This is a genomic window from Nitrincola salilacus (genome assembly GCF_046271865.1).
GTDB lineage: Bacteria > Pseudomonadota > Gammaproteobacteria > Pseudomonadales > Balneatricaceae > Nitrincola > Nitrincola salilacus.
Map to the genome: position 1 here is coordinate 989172 of NZ_CP176580.1, position 20778 is coordinate 1009949.

23 protein-coding genes are annotated in these 20778 nt (G+C 53.8%); 14 read left to right on the top strand and 9 right to left on the bottom strand.

Annotated elements, in window-relative coordinates; translation table 11 throughout:
* Positions 1 to 23 precede the first annotated feature (23 nt).
* Positions 24 to 479 carry a GNAT family N-acetyltransferase gene (locus tag ACK3CJ_RS04570; RefSeq protein ID WP_409525243.1) on the top strand — a complete coding sequence of 152 codons (456 nt, stop codon included), beginning with the start codon at positions 24 to 26 and terminating at the stop codon, positions 477 to 479.
* Positions 480 to 515: 36 nt separating this feature from the next.
* Here ACK3CJ_RS04570 and ACK3CJ_RS04575 read toward each other — a convergent pair whose 3' ends face one another.
* The 4 genes from ACK3CJ_RS04575 to ACK3CJ_RS04590 form a co-directional block, all read right to left on the bottom strand.
* Positions 516 to 1691 (bottom strand): vWA domain-containing protein, encoded by a 1176-nt coding sequence (locus ACK3CJ_RS04575; RefSeq protein ID WP_409525244.1) that lies wholly within the window; start codon positions 1689 to 1691, stop codon positions 516 to 518.
* Positions 1691 to 2536, bottom strand: coding sequence for an AAA family ATPase (locus tag ACK3CJ_RS04580; protein WP_409525245.1), 846 nt, complete (start codon positions 2534 to 2536; stop codon positions 1691 to 1693). The genes ACK3CJ_RS04575 and ACK3CJ_RS04580 overlap by 1 nt, the downstream gene beginning before the upstream one ends.
* A gap of 204 nt (positions 2537 to 2740) precedes the next feature.
* Positions 2741 to 3280 carry an inorganic diphosphatase gene (gene ppa, locus ACK3CJ_RS04585; RefSeq protein ID WP_409525246.1) on the bottom strand — a complete coding sequence of 180 codons (540 nt, stop codon included), beginning with the start codon at positions 3278 to 3280 and terminating at the stop codon, positions 2741 to 2743.
* Between the two features lie 100 nt (positions 3281 to 3380).
* On the bottom strand, positions 3381 to 4355 hold the full coding sequence (locus ACK3CJ_RS04590; protein WP_409525247.1) for a class 1 fructose-bisphosphatase: 975 nt from the start codon (positions 4353 to 4355) through the stop codon (positions 3381 to 3383).
* Between the two features lie 224 nt (positions 4356 to 4579).
* Between ACK3CJ_RS04590 and mpl the strand changes: the two genes are divergently transcribed.
* The 5 genes from mpl to ACK3CJ_RS04615 all read left to right on the top strand — a co-directional run bounded on the left by mpl (position 4580) and on the right by ACK3CJ_RS04615 (position 9065).
* A complete protein-coding gene (gene mpl, locus ACK3CJ_RS04595; protein ID WP_409525248.1) occupies positions 4580 to 5968 on the top strand; it encodes a UDP-N-acetylmuramate:L-alanyl-gamma-D-glutamyl-meso-diaminopimelate ligase in 1389 nt (462 codons plus the stop codon).
* Positions 5965 to 6588, top strand: a complete 624-nt coding sequence (locus ACK3CJ_RS04600; RefSeq protein ID WP_409525249.1) for a flavin prenyltransferase UbiX — start codon at positions 5965 to 5967, stop codon at positions 6586 to 6588. The genes mpl and ACK3CJ_RS04600 overlap by 4 nt, the downstream gene beginning before the upstream one ends.
* 81 nt (positions 6589 to 6669) lie before the next feature.
* Positions 6670 to 7392 carry a tRNA (adenosine(37)-N6)-threonylcarbamoyltransferase complex dimerization subunit type 1 TsaB gene (tsaB, locus tag ACK3CJ_RS04605; protein ID WP_409525250.1) on the top strand — a complete coding sequence of 241 codons (723 nt, stop codon included), beginning with the start codon at positions 6670 to 6672 and terminating at the stop codon, positions 7390 to 7392.
* On the top strand, positions 7389 to 8204 hold the full coding sequence (locus ACK3CJ_RS04610; protein WP_409525252.1) for an undecaprenyl-diphosphate phosphatase: 816 nt from the start codon (positions 7389 to 7391) through the stop codon (positions 8202 to 8204). The genes tsaB and ACK3CJ_RS04610 overlap by 4 nt, the downstream gene beginning before the upstream one ends.
* A gap of 60 nt (positions 8205 to 8264) precedes the next feature.
* The gene (locus tag ACK3CJ_RS04615; protein ID WP_409526545.1) at positions 8265 to 9065 is read left to right on the top strand and encodes a class I SAM-dependent methyltransferase; all 801 of its coding nucleotides are present in this window, start codon (positions 8265 to 8267) and stop codon (positions 9063 to 9065) included.
* A 26-nt stretch (positions 9066 to 9091) separates the two neighbouring features.
* Here ACK3CJ_RS04615 and ACK3CJ_RS04620 read toward each other — a convergent pair whose 3' ends face one another.
* Positions 9092 to 11359 (bottom strand): 1-acyl-sn-glycerol-3-phosphate acyltransferase, encoded by a 2268-nt coding sequence (locus tag ACK3CJ_RS04620; RefSeq protein WP_409525253.1) that lies wholly within the window; start codon positions 11357 to 11359, stop codon positions 9092 to 9094.
* A gap of 23 nt (positions 11360 to 11382) precedes the next feature.
* Entirely contained in the window at positions 11383 to 11592 is a 210-nt protein-coding gene (locus ACK3CJ_RS04625; protein ID WP_409525254.1) for a SlyX family protein, read from the bottom strand.
* A gap of 234 nt (positions 11593 to 11826) precedes the next feature.
* Between ACK3CJ_RS04625 and ACK3CJ_RS04630 the strand changes: the two genes are divergently transcribed.
* On the top strand, positions 11827 to 12276 hold the full coding sequence (locus ACK3CJ_RS04630) for a cold-shock protein (protein WP_409525255.1): 450 nt from the start codon (positions 11827 to 11829) through the stop codon (positions 12274 to 12276).
* A gap of 57 nt (positions 12277 to 12333) precedes the next feature.
* Here the strand turns inward: ACK3CJ_RS04630 and ACK3CJ_RS04635 are convergent, their stop codons facing one another.
* Positions 12334 to 13164, bottom strand: a complete 831-nt coding sequence (locus ACK3CJ_RS04635; RefSeq protein ID WP_409525257.1) for a M48 family metallopeptidase — start codon at positions 13162 to 13164, stop codon at positions 12334 to 12336.
* A gap of 184 nt (positions 13165 to 13348) precedes the next feature.
* Here ACK3CJ_RS04635 and ACK3CJ_RS04640 point away from each other — a divergent pair, with 184 nt between their 5' ends.
* The 3 genes from ACK3CJ_RS04640 to ACK3CJ_RS04650 are packed head-to-tail and all read left to right on the top strand — an operon-like array spanning position 13349 to position 15606.
* On the top strand, positions 13349 to 14839 hold the full coding sequence (locus ACK3CJ_RS04640; protein WP_409525258.1) for a DUF1538 domain-containing protein: 1491 nt from the start codon (positions 13349 to 13351) through the stop codon (positions 14837 to 14839).
* On the top strand, positions 14836 to 15186 hold the full coding sequence (locus ACK3CJ_RS04645; RefSeq protein WP_409525259.1) for a P-II family nitrogen regulator: 351 nt from the start codon (positions 14836 to 14838) through the stop codon (positions 15184 to 15186). Before ACK3CJ_RS04640 ends, ACK3CJ_RS04645 begins: the two co-directional genes overlap by 4 nt.
* 33 nt (positions 15187 to 15219) lie before the next feature.
* Positions 15220 to 15606, top strand: a complete 387-nt coding sequence (locus ACK3CJ_RS04650; protein WP_409525260.1) for a CBS domain-containing protein — start codon at positions 15220 to 15222, stop codon at positions 15604 to 15606.
* A 151-nt stretch (positions 15607 to 15757) separates the two neighbouring features.
* Here ACK3CJ_RS04650 and ACK3CJ_RS04655 read toward each other — a convergent pair whose 3' ends face one another.
* Positions 15758 to 16600, bottom strand: a complete 843-nt coding sequence (locus tag ACK3CJ_RS04655; protein WP_409525261.1) for an OmpA family protein — start codon at positions 16598 to 16600, stop codon at positions 15758 to 15760.
* On the bottom strand, positions 16597 to 17028 hold the full coding sequence (locus tag ACK3CJ_RS04660) for a DUF4398 domain-containing protein (RefSeq protein ID WP_409525262.1): 432 nt from the start codon (positions 17026 to 17028) through the stop codon (positions 16597 to 16599). Before ACK3CJ_RS04660 ends, ACK3CJ_RS04655 begins: the two co-directional genes overlap by 4 nt.
* A 322-nt stretch (positions 17029 to 17350) precedes the next feature.
* Here ACK3CJ_RS04660 and ACK3CJ_RS04665 point away from each other — a divergent pair, with 322 nt between their 5' ends.
* From ACK3CJ_RS04665 to trpC, 4 genes are all read left to right on the top strand, one after another.
* Positions 17351 to 18079 (top strand): Crp/Fnr family transcriptional regulator, encoded by a 729-nt coding sequence (locus ACK3CJ_RS04665; protein ID WP_409525263.1) that lies wholly within the window; start codon positions 17351 to 17353, stop codon positions 18077 to 18079.
* Positions 18080 to 18216: 137 nt separating this feature from the next.
* The gene (locus ACK3CJ_RS04670) at positions 18217 to 18816 is read left to right on the top strand and encodes an aminodeoxychorismate synthase component II (RefSeq protein ID WP_409525265.1); all 600 of its coding nucleotides are present in this window, start codon (positions 18217 to 18219) and stop codon (positions 18814 to 18816) included.
* 26 nt (positions 18817 to 18842) lie between these two features.
* On the top strand, positions 18843 to 19886 hold the full coding sequence (trpD, locus tag ACK3CJ_RS04675) for an anthranilate phosphoribosyltransferase (protein WP_409525266.1): 1044 nt from the start codon (positions 18843 to 18845) through the stop codon (positions 19884 to 19886).
* Positions 19883 to 20695 carry an indole-3-glycerol phosphate synthase TrpC gene (gene trpC / locus ACK3CJ_RS04680; RefSeq protein ID WP_409525267.1) on the top strand — a complete coding sequence of 271 codons (813 nt, stop codon included), beginning with the start codon at positions 19883 to 19885 and terminating at the stop codon, positions 20693 to 20695. The genes trpD and trpC overlap by 4 nt, the downstream gene beginning before the upstream one ends.
* Positions 20696 to 20778: the final 83 nt, after the last annotated feature.

Consider the following 20778-nt stretch of genomic DNA (forward strand, 5'->3'; position numbering starts at 1 on the left):
GTGTGTGTTCAGGAGATAGGCTGTTGATCGATTGGCAATGGTTAAGCTATGAGGCGCTGAGTCGTGATCAGCTGTATGCGATTCTGAAGCTCAGGCAGGATGTGTTCATTATTGAGCAGAACTGCGTCTATGGTGATATCGATCATCTGGATCAGTCATCCTGGCACCTGTGCGGCTGGCGGCGTGAGGATGGACAGTTATTGGCCTACCTGCGCGTGGTACAGCCCGGCATCAAGCATATCGAGCCTTCCATCGGACGTGTGATCACCGCACAAGCGGGGCGTGGGCTGGGACTGGGTCGACAGTTGATGCAGCAGGCGTTGCAGCAACTGGATGAGATCTATCCCGGTGCGGATAATCGGATCTCGGCACAGCATCATCTGAGTGAGTTCTATGCCAGCTTTGGTTATCGCCCGGTATCCGAACCCTATGATGAGGATGGGATTCTGCATATCGATATGCTGCGTAGCGGTCGCTGAAGCGTTTTTCTGTCAGCGACTTGCTACCTGTCCGTTTCAGCGTGACAGGTGGCGGGTTGCTGCCTCTATCCCTTCCACCGTCAGGGGGTACATATGCCCGTTCAACTGTTGACGAATCATCTGGGTGCTCTGTGTATACTGCCAGTAGTGGGGTTGTGCAGGGTTTAGCCACACGGTTTTCTCCCAGGTATCCAGAATGCGCTGCAGCCAGATCTGGCCCGGTTCATCATTCATATGCTCGACACTGCCACCAGCCATACTCAGCTCATAGGGTGACATCGCCGCATCGCCGACAAAGATCACGCGATAATCACGGCCATAGGTGTGCAGCAGATCCAGAGTGGGAATCCCTTCACTGAAGCGTCGATGATTGTCGCGCCAGACTTTTTCATACACGCAGTTATGAAAGTAGAAGTACTCCAGGTGCTTGAACTCACTGCGTGCAGCTGAGAACAGCTCTTCGCAGGTGCGGATGAAGGGGTCCATCGAGCCACCGACATCAAACATCAGAATCACCTTGGCGGCATTGTGCCGCTCCGGGACCATCTTCAGATCCAGCAGGCCGGCGTTATGGGCTGTGGAGCGGATGGTGTCGTCCAGGTCCAACTGGTCGGCTGCTCCGGTGCGGGCGAATTTGCGCAGCTTGCGCAGGGCCACCTTGATGTTGCGGGTACCCAGCTGCAGGCTGTCGTCGAGGTTGCGGAACTCGCGCTTCTCCCACACCTTCACGGCACGCTTATGCTTGCTCTGACCACCGATGCGGATCCCTTCAGGGTTGAATCCGCTGTGGCCAAAGGGTGATGTACCGCCGGTCCCGATCCACTTGCTGCCACCTGAGTGGCGCTCCTTCTGCTCTTCCAGCCGTTCACGCAGGGTTTCCAGCAGCTTGTCGAGACCACCAAGCGCCTCAATCTGATCCCGCTCCTCCTGACTCAGCTGTTTGATGAAATCGCTGTCCAGCCAGTGCTGGGGGATCAGTGCTTCGGTGATGTCGCCCTGTAACTGCAGATTGTTGAAGTAGGCTGCAAACGTGCGATCGAAACGGTCATAGTACTTCTCATCTTTAACCAGACAGGTACGGGCGAGCAGATAGAAATCGTCCATATCCATATCGGCAACGCCGGCCTGCAGCGCATTGATCAGATCCAGTAATTCGCGCAGCGACACCGGTAACTGGCCACGGCGCAGGGTGGTGAAGAAATCAACCAGCATCAGCGCGCCTCGCGACGTGCCAGAAAGGCCAGGCGCTGCAGCATATGCACATCCTGTTCATTTTTCAGCAGGGCACCGTAGAGCGGTGGCATGGCTGATGCGGCATCGGTGCTGGCCAGCACATCTGCAGGAATCTGATCGGCCAGAATCAGTTTGAGCCAGTCGATCAGTTCAGAGGTGGAAGGCTTTTTCTTCAACTGATTGATCTCGCGCAGGCGGAAAAAGACCTCGAGCGCCTCGCGGACCAGTTTGCTTTCGATATCCGGGAAGTGAACCTGAATGATCTGCTTCAGCGTGTCGCGATCCGGGAAACTGATGTAGTGGAAGAAACAGCGACGCAGGAAGGGGTCCGGCAGCTCCTTCTCGTTGTTGCTGGTGATGATAATGATCGGACGATTTCTGGCGGATACCACTTCGCCGGTTTCGTAAACGGCAAACTCCATCTTGTCGAGCTCGTGCAGCAGGTCGTTGGGGAACTCGATATCGGCTTTGTCTATTTCGTCGATCAGCAGGACGGGCTGTTGCTCCGCTTCAAACGCCTGCCACAACACACCCTTGCGGATATAGTTGTTGATATCGTGAACACGCTCATCACCGAGCTGCGAGTCGCGCAGGCGCGAAACGGCATCATATTCATACAGCCCTTGCTGGGCTTTGGTGGTGGATTTGATATGCCAGCGCAGCAGTGGCTTGTTCAGCGCGTCGGCGATCTCTTCGGCCAGCAGGGTCTTGCCGGTGCCTGGCTCGCCCTTCACCAGCAGCGGGCGCTGCAGCGTAATGGCGGCATTCACGGCCATGCTCAGATCATCGGTGGCAACGTAACGACGGGTACCGGAAAACTTCATGCGCAAACCTCAAATAACACCTAAGAGGGGCCAGTTTATCAGATCTGCAGTGGAAGGTCAGAGGGCTTGATGAGGAGATGCTCATAAAGCAGGGGCTCATGGTAACAGGCTTTCATGATAAACAGCTTCATGAAAAAAGCAGCTTCATGAAAAAGAACGCGGCCAAGTGCGTGAAAACACCCTGGCCGCCGTACAGCAGGCCAATCAGCCTTTGGCTGCAGCCTCGTAAGCAGCAACAGACTGCATGATCGCATCACGCGCAGCCTGAGCATCAGACCAGCCCTCAACCTTGACCCATTTGCCTTTTTCCAGCTTCTTGTAGTTTTCGAAGAAGTGGGCAATGCGATCCTTGGTCAGCTGTGGCAGATCATCAATATCATGAATGTCGTTATACGCCTGGCTCAGCTTCTGATGAGGAACAGCAACCAGTTTGGCATCTTCGCCAGCTTCATCGGTCATGTTCAGAATGCCGACCGGACGGCAGCGGATGACGGAGCCGACGACAACAGGGTAAGGGGTGATGACCAGTACATCCAGAGCGTCGCCATCATCAGCCAGCGTGTGGTTGATGTAGCCGTAGTTGGCAGGATAGAACATGGGGGCTGCCATGAAACGGTCAACGAAAACGGCATCGCTGTCTTTGTCGATCTCGTATTTCACCGGTGAGCTTTCGGCTGGGATTTCGATCACAACGTAGATGTCGTTTGGCAGTTCTTTGCCGGAAGGTACTTTTGCAAAGCTCATGTTTGAGTTCCTGTTCAAGTTAAAAGTCGGTATATAAGAATCATGTCTGGCAGGATTATAAGGCCTGTCCTGCCTGACCAGAATAAGACTTAACGCTGAATCACTTCTTCTCGTGATACTTGATCAGCGCCTCAACCTCTTCGCGAGATCCCAGTGCGATGGAGACGCGCTGGTGAATATTATCCGGCTCCACCTCCATGATGCGGCTGTAGCAGGTGCTCGACAGGCCACCGGCCTGCTCGATCAGCATGCTCATCGGGTTGCCTTCATACATCAGACGCAGTTTGCCAGGCTTTGCAGGTTCGCGGGCATCCCAGGGGTAGGTGAACAGGCCGCCGCGAGTCAGAATGCGGTGCACTTCAGCAACCATCGAGGCGATCCAGCGCATATTGTAGTTTTTCTCACGCGGGCCATCGCTGCCGGCAATCAGGTCATCGATATACTGACGCATCGGCGCTTCCCAGAAGCGATAGTTGGACATATTGATTGCAAATTCGCCTGTGCTCACAGGGATGGTCACGTCTTCATGGGTCAGCAGGAAATCGCCGGTGTGGGCCAGGGTGAACATGTTCACGCCATCGCCAGTGGTCAGCGCCAGTACAGCAGAGGGGCCATACAGCACATAACCGGCCGCGACCTGGTTGCAACCATTCTGCAGGAACAGCTCGACGCTATTCTCCCCGGCATCACGCGGAACTTCGAGGATCGAGAAGATGGTACCTACCGACACGTTGATATCGATGTTGGATGAGCCATCCAGAGGATCAAAGGTAACCAGGAAGCGGCCGTCCATATGATCACTGAAGACGGGGTCATCCTCTTCCTCTGAAGCGATACCGCGAACCAGTGGATTCAGCAGCAGTACTTTTTTCAGCACCTCATTGGCAATGACGTCCAGCTTTTTCTGTGTCTCGCCCTGAATATTGGTGTTGTCGGTGACGCCGAGCACGCCGGAAAGCTCGCCTTCGCGCAGTTGCAGGGCGATCTCCTTGCACGCGATCATCAGCGTATCGATCAGTTCAACTAGTTCAGGGTCGGTCTGGTGATGTTTCAGAAAGCTGTTCAGCAGTTGCATGGGTCTGCGTTTTCCCGGGGAGTTGGTTGATATCTTGGGCTATGTATTACTGTCTTGGCGGTTGAGGTCCAATCAGGCGGTATTTTACGTGACCGGGAGCAAAATTGCATGAAAAGTGGTGTAAAAAACCGCCTGGAAAGGGCAAAGCTGATATTATTCTGCGATTAAACGGTCCGGTTAAGGTTTAGTAACCGGCCTGAGGTAAATTGATCGGGGAAAGTGTAGTGCATATTCATATTCTGGGCATTTGCGGGACCTTTATGGGGTCGCTGGCGATTCTGGCAAGGCAGCTGGGGCATCGGGTCACGGGATCAGACAGCAATGTCTACCCGCCGATGAGCACTCAACTGGAGCAACAGGGGATCAGTCTGATCGAGGGGTATGATCCGGCCCAACTGAAACCGGCCCCCGATTGCGTGATTGTCGGTAATGCGATGTCTCGTGGTAATCCCTGTGTCGAATATATGCTGGATCATGGCTTGCCCTACATGTCGGGTCCGCAGTGGCTGCATGATCATCTGTTGAAGGATCGCTGGGTGCTGGCGGTGTCTGGCACACATGGCAAAACGACCACGGCGACGATGCTGGCGAGCATTCTGGACGATGCGGGGATGGCCCCCGGGTTTCTGATCGGAGGAGTGCCACAAGGGTTTGATGCTTCTGCCCGGATTGGTGACACCCCCTTTTTCGTGATTGAGGCGGATGAGTACGACACCGCTTTTTTCGATAAACGCTCCAAGTTTGTTCACTATGCACCCAGAACCGTGATCATGAATAATCTTGAGTATGATCATGCGGATATCTTCCCTGATCTGGCTGCGATTCAGCGCCAGTTTCACCATCTTATGAGGATCGTTCCCGCCTCCGGTCAGGTGATCTATCCTGCGTCTGATGTCGCGCTGAAGCAGGTGATCGAGTTGGGTTGCTGGAGTGAGCAGGTCACAACTGGCGTAGAGAGCGAGGCCGAGTGGTCTGTCAAGCTGTTCAGTGCCGATGGCAGCCGGTTCGATGTATTGCACAAGGGCGAAGTTCAGGGTCAGGTGAACTGGGGACTGACCGGGCGGCACAATGTCAGCAATGCCCTGAATGCGCTGGTGGCAGCACGGCATGTCGGGGTGCAGCCGCAGGTGGCGATACAGGCATTGAGTCGCTTTGCCGGTGTTAAACGACGCATGGAGCTGATTGGCGAAGTGGCTGGGGTGCGCGTGTATGACGACTTCGCCCATCATCCGACGGCAATTGCGACCACGCTGGCGGGTATTCGTGCGCAGATAGGCAGTGAGCGTTTGCTGGCAGTGATAGAGCCACGCTCCAACACCATGCGCCTTGGCGCGCATCGGGATAAGCTGATGCAGGTGACGAAGGATGCGGATCAGGTGTTCTGGTATCAGCCGCAGGGGATGGATTGGTCGCTTGACAGCTTGTTGTCGGATAGCCCGGTACCGGCAGGTGTTTATGCTTCGACAACGCAGATCATTGAACAGCTGAGACAGGATGCCACTCCGGGATCGCATATCGTGATCATGTCCAATGGCAGTTTCGGTGGACTTCACCAGCAGTTGCTGCAGGCGATGAGTCAGTGGCAGCAGGCAGAGCAGGGGGTGACATCATGAGCGAGCCATTTGATCGCCGGATCACTCTGGCACTGACCGGCGCATCCGGTGCGCAATATGGTTTGCGCCTGATGGAGTGTCTGCTGCAACTGAATTGCCAGGTGTTGCTGATGGTGTCTAAAGCCGCTCAGGTAGTTATCGCCACGGAAACAGATCTGGCGCTGCCGGGTACGCCAGAGAAACAGACCGAGTTCCTGACCCAGCACTTTGCGGCCAGGCCGGATCAGATCCGAGTCTTTGGTCGTGAGCAGTGGATGGCGCCGGTAGCCTCAGGCTCCGGCGCGCCTTCGTCCATGGTGATCTGCCCCTGCAGCACCGGTACCCTGTCGGCAGTGGCAACGGGTGCCAGTAATAATTTGATCGAACGTGCAGCGGATGTGGCATTGAAAGAGCGTCGGCAGCTGATCATGGTGCCACGCGAGGCACCCTATTCAGAGCTGCATCTTGAACATATGCTGAAACTCACGCGCATGGGTGTTGTCATTATCCCCGCCAGCCCGGGTTTCTACCATCGCCCGCAGAGTATCGAGGATATGATCGACTTCATCGTTGCCCGGATTTTGTCACAGCTGGGCTTTGAGCAGACACTGCTGCCCCGCTGGGGAGAGAAGCTGCTTTAGGATATTTTTAGACCACAGGTGTGCATTCAACGAAATCAGCGGATAGAATGCGCGCTGCCTGTTCAATCTCGGAAATGAGTCATGACCCGTATTCTAGCGCTAGATACCTCCACTGATGCCTGCTCGGTTGCCCTGCTGGTGGATGGTGAGGTGCAAGAGGATTTTCGTATAGCGCCTCGTCGGCACACCCATCTTCTGTTGCCGATGGTTGAGGCGATTATGTCTGACGCAGGCCTGAGCTTTGGCCAGTTGGATGCGATCGCTTTTGGTCGTGGTCCGGGTTCCTTTGCCGGCATCCGTATCGCGACCGGCGCAGCGCAGGGGTTGGCGCTGGCGGTTGATATTCCGCTTATTCCGGTTTCTACACTGCAGGCGATGGCGGTGGATGCCGCCAGCCGTGTTGCAGACAGTCGCTCTACAGATATTCGCACTACAGAGAAAGTGTTCGTTGCCGCCCTGGATGCGCGCATGAATGAAATTTACTGGAGTGCCCTGCAGGTCGATGATGATTATGCAGTCACCGAGCGCCTGCCAGAGCAGGTGTCCAGCCCTCAGGCACTGATATTGCCAGCGGATATGACAAGTTGGGTGGCGATCGGCAGTGGCTGGCGCTATCTGGATCAGATGACGCCAGACATCAGGGATCAGGTGAACAATCCCGATCTGGATCTCTATCCGCGGGCGGGCGCAATGCTGAAACTGGCTGAGCGTGCTTTTGCCAACGGGCAGTTGATTCAGGCCGACGATGCCACACCGGTTTATCTGCGCGATGAAGTGGCCTGGAAGAAAAAGGACCAGCAGTGAGTATAAGTGAGTGGGTGCAGGCGGTTGTACTGGCCCTGATTCAGGGACTGTCTGAGTTTCTGCCCATATCCAGCTCGGCGCATCTGATTCTACCTGCACAGTTACTGGACTGGGAGGATCAGGGGCTATCGTTCGATGTCGGGGTGCATCTGGGTACTTTGTGCGCTGTAGTGATCTATTTCCGCTCCGATCTGAGATCAATGTTTGGTGCCTGGTGTCGCTCATTTCAGGGCGAGCGCAGTGCTGAGGCGATGCTGAGCTGGTTAGTGATACTCGGTACGTTACCGGCGGTAATCGCTGGTGCATTGTTTATCGGGCTGATAGAAACCTATGGTCGCTCCATTCTGGTAATCGCCGCCACCACTCTTGTATTCGGCGCATTGATGGGCGTTGCTGATATTTATCGTCGTGAAGAGCGCACGCTGGAGTCGCTGAATCTGAAAGATGCGATCTGGATCGGCTTGGCGCAGGCGGTATCATTGATTCCTGGCACTTCACGGTCCGGGGCTACAATCACTGCAGCGCTGATGCTGGGTTTTGATCGCCAGTCGGCGGCACGCTTCTCGTTTTTGCTCTCGATCCCGGTCACTCTGGGTGCCTGTATCATGATGGCTGCCAAGGTGGCGACGGGTGGCACAATACTTCCCTGGGAGATGTTGCTGGTGGGTGCTGTGGTTGCGGGAATCAGTGCATGGGCCTGCATTCATCTGTTCCTTAAGTGGATTGCTCAGATAGGCATGATGCCTTTTGTGATTTATCGCCTGCTGCTGGGTACATTGTTGCTGCTTATATTCTTCTCCATGCCGGGTTGAACCATGAATAACGACTCTTCCCTGGAATCTGCTGAATCCGCATCCGCTGCATTTGAATCGATGGACTCTAAGAAAGTCGCATTGTGGTGTGCTGATGAGGCGCTCATGCCTCAGGCACAAACGCTGGCTACGGAGCTGGAGCTGGTGTTGCTGAGTGAGGCAGATCCGGATGATGACAAGGAATGGGGCACACTGCTGATCCTGTCGCAGCAGGGGCTTGTGCTGCAACAGACAGGGCGTAAACGGCCTGGTCCGGTGATGGCTGATTTCGTATCCGGAGCAGTCGCGCATCGGCGCATGTTCGGTGGTGGCAAGGGTCAGTTGATAGCCAAAGCCTGCGGTCTTAAATCCGGCATCTTGCCCAGTATTGCAGATGTCACGGCAGGGCTCGGGCGGGATGGCTTTGTACTGGCAACACTTGGTTGCCGGGTGAGTCTGGTGGAGCGATCAAGCGTGGTCCATGCATTGCTGCGTGACGCACTGGCGCGCGCTTGTTCTGCCGAGGAGCTGTTGCCAATTCTGTCACGCATCGATCTGCATCATGCCGATGGCAGGCAGTGGCTGGCAGATTGTGCCGATGAACAGCGACCGGATGTCGTTTATGTTGATCCGATGTTTCCGCATACAGATAAGTCTGCACAGGTGAAAAAGGAGATGCTGCTGTTTCGCGATATCATCGGTGCGGATGATGACGCCACTGAGCTGCTGGCGGCAGCACTGGAAACGGCGCGCTGTCGTGTCGTAGTCAAACGCCCAAGAAAGGCGCCTGTGATCAAGGGGCGCGCACCGTCACATCAGATGCCGGGCAAGTCCTGCCGCTATGATATCTATGCGCTGCGCAAAATGGATGCGGGAAACTGACAGACACCCAGTTTGCTTAGGCAGAATCAGGGGGCGTTCAGACTTTGCTGAATCAGTCGTGTCAGAGATTGCGGCAAGATCTTCTCACCCAGCCTCATAATCGGTGTCAGACTGCGTGCTGGCCACAGGCAATCTCGCTCACCCTCCAGTAACCGGCTGCTCAGTAACTGCTCAACCAGCCCCTCCATCAATCTGCGCTCGGCATACTCAGGCGCATCATAGCCATATTTACGGTGCACTCTGGTTGCCAGATCGCGAGTGACATCTATCAGCGTATCGGTGCTGATCCGAGGTTGTTGTTCCAACACACAGACCAGCATGTACTGGCGCAACAGTAGAGGTTCAACCAGTCGGATCAGATGCTGTGCCAGTGGCCGGTTCTGTTCGACGAGCAGTTGCTCCTCTCGCTGCAGCAAGCCTTGTTCGATCAGTATCTGACGTGTCTGCGTAATCTGCTGACTCAGTATTCTGTCGTTATTGCCCATTGTCAGCTCTGCGCTGAGGAAGGGGTGAATGCCCTTGATCAGACGAGTGATGGTGCTGGTGCCCGGTTGCGGCAAGCGGCGCGACAGCAACAGCATCAGTCCAGGCAGCATCAACAGGTGCAGCAGATTGTTGCGAAAGAACGTCAGTTCAGCAGCCTGCTCCGGCGTACACCTGACCTGATCACCTTCAACCGTGATCTGCTGGCGTTTGCGCGCGGCATGGATCCACTGTGCTACCGGCTCGCTCAGTGTGGCGGTATCGGCGAGTTCCGGAGGCAGTAGCTGTATCAATTGCTCACAGCGTTTCTCCAGTACTTGGCGCGAGAGCGTCAGATCAGGACTGCTCAGCAGGATCGACGCCAGCAAGCTCATCTGGGTGGGTTTGGCGACCGCATTGATATTCTCCAGCACCTTTTGTCCCAACTGCCGGATGCTTTCTTTTTGCAACTGATCTCCGGTCTGCTCCAACTTTATCGGCTCGCCAAAACTGAGTGTAACTTCACCATGCTTCTCCAGCAGTATGCGTGCAGCGCTCAGCGTATCAAGCAGGCTCTCTTTACTCTTGCCTGCTCCAGACAGTTCGCGCTGGTAGGTTCTGCTTTCTGCGATCCGGTCATAGCCGATCCAGATAGGAATCAGCGCGACAGGGCGTGATGGATCCTGATGCCAGGCTTCTGTGGTCATGCCAAGTAGACCGGTCTTGGGTGTGAGCAGGCGCCCACTGCGGCTGCGGCCCGCTTCAATGAAGTACTCCAGGCTGTGTCCGCGGTGCTGCATCAGTGTCATGTAGCGTCGAAACAGCGTTTGATAGAGCTTATCGCCCTTGAACTGTCGGCGCATGAAAATCGCACCACCGCGCTTGAGCAGGGGGCCGACCACCGGGATGTTGAGATTATCGCCGGAGACCACATGCGGCACCATCAGACCATGTCGGTAGAGTGCCCAGGAGATCAGAATGTAGTCCATATGGCTGCGGTGGCACGGCAGGTATACCAGCGTATGTGTGAGGGCCAGTTGCTGCACCTGATCCAACCCGCTCAGATGTACCTTCTGATATAGCCGGTTGAGCATAAAGGTGATCATGCGGTTCAGAAGGCGGGCGGTGATCGGACTGAAATCGGCGGCAATCTCCTCCAGATTGTGGCGCACCTCACGCTCCAGCACGAGAGCTGAACGTTGGCTTCTTTTCGATTCCTCCTCCAGTGCCTGCTGGACATCGGCTGATTCGATGATCTGCGAGATCAATGTGCGCCGATGAGACAGATCCGGTCCGATAATAGCCATGCGAGCACGGTGAAAGTGGTTGCGCAGTACCCAGATGGCTCGCCGGGCGATCTCCTGATCACTCAGGTCCGGCTTGAGAAGGTCGGTCAACAGAAGCGGCGGGTCGGCACGGAGCAGGGTTTCACGGCCATTGAACAGGATTTGCAATGCGCGATTGGTGCGACTGCTGCCATCCCATGACTCTGCAAACAGTGTCTTGAAGAAACCTTTCTCCTGGCTCGGCAGGTGGCCATGAAACAGCATCACCGGTTGCAAGGCTATGACCTTGTCCGGATGGTTGCGCTGGTGGGCTACCAGGGTTTCGACCTGCCGGTGAATATGCTCCTGTTTTGTGCTGTCCAGGGTGATGATCTGGTCGGGGTCGCAGTCCAGTTGCTGCTTTCTAAGTCCGATACGCAGCAGTGTACGGTGGCTTCTGTAGGGGCGCTCCATAACATAGACAGTATCCTGTGTATTGTCCTGCACCAGGTTACCGCTGAAGTGTATACGGGTCAGTAAGCGCAGAATCAGTGCGTGGGGGCCCATAGCTGTCCTTGTGTGTCGCCTGCTCAATAATGTGGTGGGGGCTGATGTCCACTATCGTTGTCTAACTCACCGCTGTCCAGCTGTTTGAGTTGCTGGCTCAGGTGCTGAACCATCAGCCAGAGCTTCTCCAGCTCGCGCTCTTGCCGTGCCACGACGTCGCTGATTTTATCGATGGCGTCTTCCTGGAAGGCGATACGCGTTTCCAGCGCTTCAATTGTATTTTCGGTTGTCATGATCTGTTGTCCAGTTATGCATGCCTGAAAGCATAGTCAAGCCAGCGCTGATGCTGCAAGCCTGAGCTGATATGCAAGGATTGTGTCTATCGAGATAAAACAGCCATCATCCGGTAACGCATTGAAAAAATGTGTCAATTAAGATATACCTGCATAGCCGTTGTTTCTGCATGTGAAGTGACGGCCTCATAGTATATAAAAATTAAGTTTATAAAAGTGAAAGAGAAGAGATAGATGAGTGGTAATCAGTTCGTTAAAAGTGTCATTTTCAGTGTTATTGCGTCTGTATTGATTGTGTTTGTTGTAAATAGCATCAGCCTTGAGCCGTGGGTACTGAGTGCTGTCGTGTTTGCGATTGTGCTGGCTGCATCCGTGCTGGTCTCCCTTGGTGGTGCATCTGCGCCGGCCCCTGGCCGTCAGTATGCTGCTGCCGATGACGATTCGGGTGTGGAGGAGTATGACGGTGAAGATGATGACCGCGAAACCGGTACGGTGAAGTGGTTCAATGTCTCTAAAGGGTTTGGCTTTATTACCCGTGAAAACGGGGATGATGTGTTTGTTCACTTCCGTAACATACGCGGTCGTGGTCATCGTTCACTGAACGAAGGTCAGCGTGTCCGCTTCTTTGTCCGCGAAAGCGATAAAGGTCTTCAGGCTGAAGATGTGTCTATCTTCAGAGTCTGATACCTGCCAGCGGGGGATCTCTCCCCCGCTTTATTCCTCAGATCAACTGATTCATATTCAGGCAGGTGCACGACAATTCGGGTTTTTGCCCGCTGCCCGAGCTTGGTTATAGGTTTCCATGGCACCTGGCATTGCCTGTTGCAGTGTTCTGATGCGCGTTGCGTGGCCGGGGTGAGTTGACAGGAACTCAACACTCTGTGCACCACCACTTTTACTCATATTCTGCCACAGGGCCACACTCTCCTGAGGATCGAATCCGGCTTTGGCCATCAGATCAAGACCGAGTAGATCCGCTTCCAGCTCGTGCTGGCGCGAGAAGGGCAGCATGACGCCGACCTGAGCACCAAGACCCAGTGCAGCCATCAGAGCGGGGCTTGGCTCCTCGCCACTGGCGACGACTGCGCCAATCAGAGCGAGTCCGGCCTGTGTGGCAAATGCAGTGGACACACGCTCATTACCATGACGCGCCTGAACATGACCTATTTCATGTCCGATGACTCCAGCAAGCTGGCTTGGCGTTTCGGCAACTTTCAACAGTCCAGTGTGGACACCGATCTTTTTCCCCGGAAGCGCAAAGGCGTTGATGCCTTCAGCGTCAAAAACAACGACTTCCCAGCCTTCGGGTGTGCCGCTGACAGCCAGCAATGCATCTGAAACGCATTGAACGTATTGATTCACAGCCCGGTTGGTGTTGATTTTTTCCTCCTCCTTGATCTGGTCAAAGCTGGCGCTGCCCATCTGAGCCAACTCGCCCTCATTGAACAGGGTTAACTGACTACGGCCGGTCGGGGAGGTGGTGCAGGCAGTCAGGAGCAGGCAGCCAATCATAATGAAAAGCAGTCTACGCAGCGGTTGGGCCTGATGTTGAGACAAGAATAATTTTTTCATCGGTTTCCCTGATCTGTGTCTAGGTATCTGTCTGGCAGCTTAATTGTTCACTATGATAGCATTCCATGATTAATAGAGGCTAAACATGGGCTTCAGTTCAGTTCTGACCGGTTTTAAAGTGGTTGCCTGATGATCGGTAACTTTGAGTACATCGAATAGGACAGCGCACAGGGCAAGGATAACAGTGATATACCTCAAGGCCTTCAGCCATGCCTTTCTGCATGCACTCAAGAATCTGTTGCCCATTATTGTTGTGGTGGTGTTCTTTCAGTTGGTAATACTGCAGCAGATGCCTGAAAACACCTTGAGCATGTCTCTGGGGCTGCTGATTGTTGCTGTGGGTGTTGCTCTTTTTCTACAGGGTCTTGAGCTGAGTATCTTCCCTGTCGGCAAGAGCCTGTCCAACCAGTTTGCCAAACGCGGCTCTGTTCCCATTCTGCTCAGCTTCGGTTTCGCCATAGGCTTTTCTGCCGTTGTTGCTGAGCCCGCACTGATAGCTGTGGCTCAGCAGGCGGAAGAGATCAGTCAGGGGCGGGTTGACGCCCTGACTCTGCGCTTGCTGGTTGCCATTTCTGTGGGCTTTGTTATTGCTTTGGGTGTGTTTCGGACCATTTTCGGTTTTCCTCTGCATTGGTTCATGATCATTGGCTACATGCTGGTGGTGCTGGTGACTTTTTTCGCACCGGAGGAGATTGTCGGTCTGGCCTATGACTCCGGTGGCGTCACGACCAATATCGTGACGGTGCCATTGATCGCTGCACTTGGTATCGGTCTGGCGGCCTCTATCCGAGGTCGTAATCCGCTCACCGATGGTTTCGGTCTGGTGGCGCTGGCAGTCATGGTTCCGATGATCACAGTTCAGCTTTACGGCATTATTGTCTTTTCCGGTGCGGCGCCTGATGCCGAGCTGACGCTATACTCCGGTGGTGTCGAGGTTGAGCGTCATGTACTGGTCGGGATGCTGCTGGATCTGGCGACCATGCTGCGTGATGTTATTCCGATTATTCTGACCATTCTGTTCTTCCAGTACCTGATCCTGAAGCGCCCGCTGAGCAACCCACCCAAGATCATATTCGGATTTATTCTGGTGATTCTGGGGCTGTATGCCTTTGTCGTGGGTTTGAAAATGGGGCTGTTTCCGATCGGCAGCAGTATGGCTGAGCAACTGATATCGATGGAGCGCTTCGGGTTTATCTACCTGTTTGCATTCATGATCGGCTTTGCCACAACCATGGCAGAACCGGCACTGATTGCGGTGGGTCAGCAGGCCGAGCAGGCAGCGGCCGGTAAAATCAATGGCACGGTCATCAGAGTGTTGGTTGCGATTGGGGTGGCAGTTGGGATCACGATTGGCGTGCATCGCATCATCAGCGGTGGTTCCATGCACTATTACATCATCGGTGGCTATACTCTGGTTATCATCCTGACGGCTCTGGCGCCGCGCTATATCATTGCGCTGGCCTATGACCTGGGCGGGGTTACCACCTCAGAGGTGACAGTTCCGCTGGTGACAGCGTTGGGTATTGGCCTCGCCACCCATATTGAAGGTCGTAATGTATTGATCGATGGCTTTGGCCTGATCGCCTTCGCTTCAATTTTCCCGATCGTAACCGTGATGATTTATGCCATTGTCATGCAGTGGTACACAGCCAGTTTAAGTAAGGTGAACGCATGAAATTTTCAGTTCTTGTCGCCATAGTTCCCGAGGATCTCGAGCAACACGCGATCGATGCTGCCCGTGAACTTGGCTCTGGGGGTGTCACGATACTGTCGGGGCGTGGCATCGGTAATGATACGAAAAAAACCTTTTTTGGTCTGAGCTATGATGGCAGTCAGAGCGTGCTGGTCATGGTGCTGGAGAAAAGCCTGTCGTTGCAGGTGCTCAAGGCGATACAGGCGATAGTGATGCCGGATGAGACGGACTCCAAAGGGCTGGTGTTCACCCTGCCGTTGGAGCATCTGGGCGGGATAGACCTGTCGCAGGTGGCCAAATTTGAACAACATATGAAAGAAACGCTGTAAACATCAGCCGGATAACAGGAACAGGAGTGATCCATGTTAGTGAAAGACCTTATGGTAACAGACGTGGTTACCATCTCCCCGTTCGCCAAGCTGCGCGAAGCCTTGAGTATGATGAAGCGGCACGGGCTCAAGTCTCTGGTGGTTGAGCGAGCGAACCCACATGACGCCTATGGCCTGGTCACCTATACCAATATCCTGAAAACAGTGATCGCGGAAGATGGCGATATCGATCTGCTCAATGTTTATGACATCTGTGCCAAGCCGACCCTCTCGGTTGGGCAGAGCCTGGCGGTCAAGCATGTCGCGGCGATCATGAGTCAACACCGGTTGAAACGTCTGCTGGTGCTCAATGATAATGATCTGGTGGGTTTCATCTCAATGGATGACATCATGGAAGAGCTGCTGAAAAAGATTGAATGATTCTGGACGCTACTGTGTGCATTAAGTGCCAGGGGGCGAGAGGTTGGGCTCGCCTCTTGAAAAAAATCAGGCAAGGGGCTGTTCCTGTGCCTGAGTTTACTTAGATATTGACTGGGCTCAGCACCCAGTCTATGTATGCTGAAGCCCTGGCTTATCGGGTGGTCAGCGTATTATTCTCAATGATCACTTCGACACGACGGTTCTGTTGACGACCCGTTGCCGAGTCGTTGCTCGCGACAGGTGATCCCTGACCCATGGGTACCGTGCGCAGCCGATTGCTTGCTACACCGTGCTGCAGGAGAAAGGCTTGCACAGACAGTGCCCGGTTCTGTGACAGGCTGAAGTTCGAGCCTTCGCTGCCAACATTATCCGTGTGTCCCTCTATGACCACTGTGCGGTCCGGGTACTGATTCAGGAAGGTGGCGAGTTTGGCAAGGTGAACGTTAGAGGTTCCAGTGAGTTCTGATCTACCTGTAGCAAACAGTACATCACCCAGTGTTATCACTATACCCCGTTCCGTTTCCTGAGCTTTCAGCTCATCCAGCTGGCGTTGCAGTTCCGTGGCTTCCCGGCGTGCTTTGCCTGCATCCTCGCGAGCCAGTGACGCATCAAGATTGGCTCTGTCAGCTTCTCTGGTGCGAGAGTCCAGTCGTGCATTTTCGCTGTCTTTTATCAGCTCCGCACGTTGATCCTCATACAGTCTGGCTTGAGCCAGGGCTGCTGCAATATCAATTTTTTGGTCAGCCATCACCAGTCGGTGTTTGATCAGTTCCTTATTTCTTTCCGGTGTTTCAGCCAGACGGACAGCTGTTTCCGCTTCCTGGATTGCTGCAGGTGCCCGGCTTGCCAACTCTTGGTTGGTTTGCAGTCTGTCCAGCTTACCGCGTACTGCAGTTGATCCGTCCGGTGCTTGTGTGGTTGCACATGCTGTGAGCATGATTGATGCAACTATGCTGGTAGTCAGCAATTTCAGATTGAATCGCTTATTGGTCATTGCTGTTGTCCTGTATTACGGCGCATTTCGAGTTTCAGCGTTTCGGTGCTGGCTTTCATCTGTGTATTGACCTCTTCGGCTTTGAGTTCTTTGGCTCTTGCCGAAGCCAGTTTAGCGCTGATAAAGGCTTCGTCAGCGAGCTGCTCGGCCCGGACCATCTCATCATGCTCAACAGCCGTGTGTGCGGCAGCCAGTTTGGCTCGTGCTTTGCTCAGGTCAATGGATGAATAGTCTGCTACACCGGCCTGCTCGGCTGTTGTAATAGCCTGTTGAGCGGCTTGTAACGACTGAGTGGGTGCCTCAGGTGATGACGCACATGCAGAGAGTAGTAGTGTGCCAGTCAGGATTATCGCCAGCCTGGGGACTGATTTGCTGACTTTCAGGGGTAAAAAGTACAGGGGTAAAAAAGTCTTGTGAGCATGGATCATGATGATATGCCTCGTTTTTATCTCAGTTATCTCAGTTATCCATGGCCGTGTAGGTCAGCCGGAATCATCACTGGCGATGATACTGAGTTGTCGTCGTATCTTAGATAGTTAAAACCTCGCTGTCGGTACGGTATCGAACCAAGCAGGTATTATTTTCAGCGAGTTATAGCGATAAGGGGTGGCATATGGCGAGTATGTGCGCTAGCGCACAATAGGGTATGTTTTGATGGGCTATACTGGATATCTCTGTGCTGCTACATGCAAATTACCAGCACCTCCAAACGTGGCCACGTACTCAGCGGCTGAATAAAGGCATCACCACATGACTGCTACAGTATTGCCCATCCACAATCGTCTTTTAGCGGCGTTGCCTGAAGACGTACAGCAACGTTTGATTCCTCATATGGAGCAGGCTTCTCTCCCTCTTGGTGAGGTGCTGTATGAGTCCGGGGATACCTTGAAGCATGTGTATTTTCCCACAGACTGTATCGTCTCGTTGCTTTATGTGATGGAGAGTGGTGCATCAGCAGAGATCTCTGTTGTGGGAAATGAAGGTATCGTGGGCGTCTCACTTTTTCTGGGTGGGTTCAGTACGCCCAGCCGAGCAGTTGTACAGAGTGCAGGAACCGCTTTTGTGTTGCGTAGCCAGCTGCTGAAGGATGAATTCAATCGTCATGGCGAGCTGCATAATCTGATGCTACGTTACACTCAGTCACTGATTACCCAGATGGCTCAGACGGCAGTCTGTAATCGCCATCATTCCATTGATCAGCAACTGTGCAGATGGATTCTTATGTCTCTGGACCGGCTTCCCGATAACCATCTATCAATGACCCAGGAGTTGATCGCCAGCATGCTGGGTGTGCGGCGTGAGGGTGTAACAGAGGCTGCTGGCCAGTTACAAAAGCTGGGTGTTATCCATTATAAGCGAGGCAATATCACTGTGTTGGATCGTCCCAGGCTCGAAAAGCTGTGCTGTGAGTGCTATGAGGTCGTGAGAAGAGAGACCGATCGCCTGTTGCCTTACTTCCATAGCCCGTCGGATAAGTAGACGGCAAGCCCTTTGCCTATGTTAGAATGCCGCCTGGATTTGGAACTATGCTGGGCGGGCTCATACACGTAATACGCTGATTTATTTATGCCCTGTATACAAAGCGACTTTGTCCAGCAGCTGTATATGAGGGTGTAATGTCAAAATTACTCATGATCGATAATTACGATAGCTTTACCTATAACCTTGTGCAGTATTTCAAGGAGCTGGGTAGAGAGGTTTTTGTGTATCGTAATGATGAGTTATCGCTCGAAGCCATAGAAACCCTCTCTCCCGATCATCTGGTAATATCTCCCGGTCCCTGCACACCTGATCAGGCGGGTATCTCGATTCCCGCCATCGCACACTTTTCGGGTAAGATTCCCATTCTGGGTGTTTGTCTGGGGCATCAGGCTATCGGGCAGGCATTCGGTGGAAAGGTGATACGGGCCAGGCAGGTGATGCATGGCAAAACATCTCTGGTGTGGCATCATGGGCAGGGGGTGTTTGCCGGTCTTGAAAATCCGCTTGAGGTGACGCGTTATCATTCGCTGATTATCGACGCGACAACCCTTCCCGAGTGTCTTGAAGTGACCTGCTGGACTCAGACACCCGAGGGCAAGATGGACGAGATCATGGGTATTCGCCATAAAACGCTTGCGATCGAAGGCGTACAGTTTCACCCTGAGTCGATTCTGACGCGACAGGGGCATGAACTACTGGATAATTTTCTCAGGCGCACACTGGCTGCGGCTTAAGATCAGACTGACTGGAGTAAAATCAGATGAACATACAGCAAGCGCTGAACCGCGTGGTGCAGCATATAGATCTCAGCCGATCCGAGATGGTTGATGTGATGCGACAGGTCATGACAGGGCAGTGCACTGAGGCTCAGATAGCTGGCTTCCTCGTTGGGCTACGCATGAAAAGCGAGTCCATAGATGAGATTACCGGCGCTGCACAGGTGATGCGTGAGCTGGCGACACCAGTTAAAGTGAATGCGTCACACCTGGTTGATATTGTCGGCACGGGTGGGGATGGAGCGAATCTGTTCAATGTTTCCACTGCCAGTGCCTTTGTAGCGGCAGCTGCCGGTGCCAACGTGGCCAAGCATGGTAATCGTGCCGTGTCCTCCAGCAGTGGCAGTGCAGATCTGCTGGAGTCAGCTGGCGTCTATCTCGGTGTGGATTCTGATCAGGTGGCGAGTTGTATTGAAGAGGTCGGCGTAGGTTTCATGTTCGCTCCGAGTCATCATGGTGCGATGAAGCATGCCATAGGCCCGCGCAAGCAGTTGGGTATGCGTACCATCTTCAATATTCTCGGCCCGATGACGAACCCTGCGGGTGTGAAAAATCTGGTGATTGGTGTGTTCACTGAGCAGTTGTGTCGTCCGATGGCTGAAGTGATGCATCAGCTCGGTGCCGAGCATGTGATGGTTGTGCATGCGGATGACGGCCTGGATGAGATCAGTCTGGCTACGCACACCCATGTGGCAGAGTTGAAAGATGGTTTTATCACCGAATACACCGTGACACCTGAAGACCTGGGTATTGAGAGTCAGAGTCTGATCGGGCTTGAGGTCGATAGTGTGGAGGAGTCTCTGGCTTTGATTCGCAAGGCGTTGGATGGTGGCGATGAGCGTGCCGCAAGAAAGGCAGCTTCAATCATCGCCCTGAATGCCGGTGCTGCAATCTGGTTGTCAGGTGTGGCTGATAGCCACAAAGCGGGTGTTGCCAAGGCTGTTGAAGTGATTGAGTCAGGCGCCGCAGCAGCGAAAATGAAACAATTGGCACAATTCAGTCAGCAATTTTTACAGGCCGGAAAATGAGCGACACACCGACAATTCTGAAGAAAATCATTGCGCGAAAGCTGCAGGAAGTAGCAGAGCGTTCTGCACGAGTTTCCGCTCAGGCGCTGAAACAGCAGATAGAGGCCCAGAAGGGAGGTGATACCGACCCCAGGGGGTTCGTCAATGCTATGGTTCGAAGTATTGAGCAGGGACGCCCCGGTATTATTGCCGAGGCCAAAAAAGCCAGCCCTTCCAAGGGTGTGATTCGCGAAAATTTCGATCCGGCCGCAATCGCCCGCAGCTATGAGCTAGGTGGTGCCAGTTGTCTGTCGGTGCTGACTGATGTCGACTTCTTTCAGGGCAGTGATGCCTATCTGCAACAGGCGCGTGCTGCCTGCCATCTACCGGTGATCCGCAAGGATTTCATTGTTGATCCTTATCAGATACTCGAAGCGCGTGCACTGGGTGCCGACTGTATTCTTCTGATTGTGGCGGCTCTGAATGATGAGCAACTATCATCACTGACGGCGCTGACTCATGAGCTGGGTATGGATGTGCTGATCGAGGTGCATACCAAAGAGGAGTTGATGCGCATCCTGCCGCTCGGAACGCGTCTGATCGGGATCAATAACCGTGACCTGCACAGCTTTGATGTCAGCCTCAGTAATACCTATGATCTGCTGTCGTTGATACCGGCTGATCGTGTGGTAGTGACCGAAAGTGGCATCGTCACCTCTGATGATGTCAGCGCGATGCGAGCACGTGATGTACACGGGTTTCTGGTTGGTGAAGCTTTCATGCGTGCTGATGATCCGGGTGAAAAGCTCAGAGAACTTTTTTCACTCTGATGTTTACGCTCTGATGTTTAAACACTGATGTTTTTACTCTGAACGGATGAAATGTCTGGTCATTTGTAAGTACGTTAAACCTT